Genomic DNA, 2930 nt, shown 5'->3' with positions numbered 1-2930 from the left:
GTGGGCACACCGGCGCGCCGGGCAGGGCCTGGTCGACGCCCTCTTCCTCAACAGCCCCTTTCTCTCCATGCCGGCCGGCCCCCTGGTCCGCACCCTCGGCGCCCCGGCCGTCGACGCCCTCGGCCGGCTGGCCGGCACCCGCAGACTGCCGATGCCGCCCGCCCCCCACTACGTGCACAGCCTGCACCGCGACTTCCGCGGCACCTGGGAGTTCGACCTCGCCCTCAAACCGGCCGCGGGGTTCGGCGTCTACGCGGGCTGGCTGGCCGCCATCCAGCAGGGGCACCGGCAGGTGCGTAGGGGACTCTCCATCGACTGCCCGGTGCTGCTGATGGCCGCCACCGCCAGCACCCTCACCGCCACCCGGTGGAATCCCGCGCTGCACACCACCGACGGTGTGCTGCGGGCCGACGACATCGTGGCCCTCGCGCCGCGCCTGGGCCGCCACATCACCACCGTCCGGATCGCCGACGGCGTCCATGACCTGGTCCTCTCCGGGGAGGCCGCACGGCAGCAGGTCTTCCAGGAGCTCGATCGCTGGCTCACCGCCTACCTCCCGGCCGCCGGCTGACCCTGGCCCGGGGGGAGCGCCGGGGGCGGGCTCCGGGGCGGCGCGCCGGTGCCCGACAATGGCCCGATGGCCGATGAGCAGCAACATCCGACGCAACCCGACGAGGAGCCCCTGCCGGTGCACCGGGCGGTGGCCCTCGGCACGGCGGGGCTGCTGCCGGACGTCGACCGGCCCCGCGCCTGGCTGCTGACGCTCGACGGCACCCCGCAGTCCTATGTGGACCTGGACGACCCGGCCCATCTGGAGTTCGAGTACGCCCGCCGGCTCGGCCATGTGGTCGACACCGCCGCCGGGCCCGGAACCCCGCTGGCGGTGCTGCATCTGGGCGGCGGGGCACTCGCGCTGCCCCGCTACACCGCGGCCACCCGGCCGGGCTCCCCCCAGCGGGTCGTGGAGATCGACGGACCGCTGGTCGACCTGGTCGCCGAGCGGCTGCCGTGGGAGGGCGACCCGGGCGTCCGGATCGAGGTGACGGTCGGTGACGCCCGGGAGGCGCTGACCGCGGCCCCGGACGCCTCCGCCGACCTGGTGCTGGCGGACGTCTTCGGCGGCTCCCGGGTGCCCGCGCACCTCACCAGCGAGGAGTTCGTCCGGGAGGCCGCCCGGGTGCTGCGCCCCGGAGGCCGCTACGCCGTCAATCTGGCCGACGGCCCGCCGCTGGACTTCGCCAGGGCCCAGGCCGCCACCGTGCGGGCGGTGTTCCCGGAGACCTGCCTGATCGCCGAGCCGTCGGTGCTGCGCGGCCGCCGCTTCGGCAATGTGGTGCTGGTGGGGTCCGGGGAACCGCTCCCCACCGCGGAGCTCACCCGGCGGCTGGCCGCGGACCCCTTCCCCGCCCGGGTGGTGCACGGCGCCGAGCTGGACCGACTCATCGGGGACGCCGCACCGGTGGCGGACTCCGCCGCCCGTCCCTCACCGCCGCCTCCGGACGGCGCCTTCACCCTCTCCTGACCCTTTCTCCCCGTCCTCGGCGGCCGCGCGGCAAAGGCCGACGGAGCGAGGCCGCCGGCCGTCCGCGAGAATGCCCCCGGGGCCCGCACGGTCGCGGCGCCCCGCCACGGAGGAGGCATGGGGATGACCACCGACCACCGGCCCGCCGGCAGCCCGGGCGACCTCGGCCCGGTTCCTGAAACCGCTCTCTGGACGCTCTACCACCGCGCGGTGGAGGCCCGCAGACCGGACACCCTGCTGCCCGACCCCATGGCGGTGCGACTGGTGGAGGAGATCGACTACCCCTTCCAGGAGCGCTTCGGCCCGCCGGAGGAGGCCGCGGTCCGCCTGCAGGGCCAGCTCCAGGCGCTACGGGTGCGCTGCTTCGACCGTGAGGTGGCCGACTTCCTGCTGCGCCGCCCCCGCGGCACCGTGGTCTCCCTCGGCGCGGGGCTGGAGACCCAGTTCTGGCGCGCCGACAACGGCCGGGCCCAGTGGCTCGCGGTCGACCTGCCGGAGTCGGCGGCGCTGCGGGAGCGGCTGCTCCCGGCCGAGCCGAGGCAGCGGGTGCTGGCCTGCTCGGCCACCGACAGCCGCTGGACGGGTGAGGTGGACCCCGCCAACGGGGTCCTGGTCACCGCCCAGGGCCTGCTGATGTATCTGCGCCCGGGCGAGGTCCGCGACGTCATCGCCATGTGCGCCGAGCACTTCCCGGGCGGCTCGCTGGTGCTGGACGCCGTGCCGCGCTGGTTCGCCGGGCTCGCCCGGAGCGGCCGGATGCGCAGTCACGGCTACCAGGTGCCGCCGATGCCCTGGGGGATGGACGCGGGTGAGCGGGGCAAACTGCGCACCGCCACCCCCGCAGTCGCCGGAGTGCGGGACGTCCGGCCGGTCGGCGGGCGCGGGCTGGTCGGCGTTCTGCTGCCGCTGGCCCTGGCCGTCCCGCCGCTGGCCGCACGGCTACCGTCGGTCACCGTCCTGGACTTCGCCGAGCAGCCCGTGCGGTCCTGACCGGCGGACCGCCGTGCCTGGCACCTGTCGTGGCCCGGGCCGGACTCCGCTGCCTGCGCCCCGGCGGACCTGATCGACGGGCAGGGCCGTGCGTCCGGCGGTGGTGCCGCGGGGGCGTTCATGCTGCGCAACTCCGTCTCCTGACCTCGCCGCGGCCGAACGCCAAGGTTCCGGGGCGGAGCCCAGGGGGATCGCGCTGCGTTTTCCCTCGCGTGGCGGAGTACGCCCAGGTCCTTGCCGGAGCCGCGGCGAGCAGCAGGCCGGGCTGATCCTCCCTGCGGCTCACGGCTCACGACGCCTGGTGGCCGAAGGGTGCGATCGGGTGCCGCTGCGGGGCCCCGCGGGCCTGGCATGCCGGTGCCGTACGCCGCCTGGTCGTTGCCGGGGCGGGCGGGGAGCCTTCGGCGGTGCGCCCGGG

Annotated in this window: 2 protein-coding genes and 1 pseudogene; all 3 read left to right on the top strand. The window is 76.3% G+C overall.

The genetic code is table 11. The features are described from left to right. Nucleotides 1-571 (top strand): annotated as a pseudogene (locus AOK09_RS35460) (alpha/beta hydrolase); the annotation flags it as partial. Nucleotides 572-637: 66 nt separating this feature from the next. Further along, nucleotides 638-1522 carry a spermidine synthase gene (locus tag AOK09_RS35455; protein WP_055591301.1) on the top strand — a complete coding sequence of 295 codons (885 nt, stop codon included), beginning with the start codon at nucleotides 638-640 and terminating at the stop codon, nucleotides 1520-1522. Nucleotides 1523-1645: 123 nt separating this feature from the next. After that, nucleotides 1646-2512, top strand: coding sequence for a class I SAM-dependent methyltransferase (locus tag AOK09_RS35450; protein ID WP_063796169.1), 867 nt, complete (start codon nucleotides 1646-1648; stop codon nucleotides 2510-2512). Nucleotides 2513-2930 lie beyond the last annotated feature (418 nt).

This window comes from Peterkaempfera griseoplana, assembly GCF_001418575.1.
Classification (GTDB): domain Bacteria; phylum Actinomycetota; class Actinomycetes; order Streptomycetales; family Streptomycetaceae; genus Peterkaempfera; species Peterkaempfera griseoplana.
This window is presented reverse-complemented; position numbering and strand designations above follow the sequence as displayed.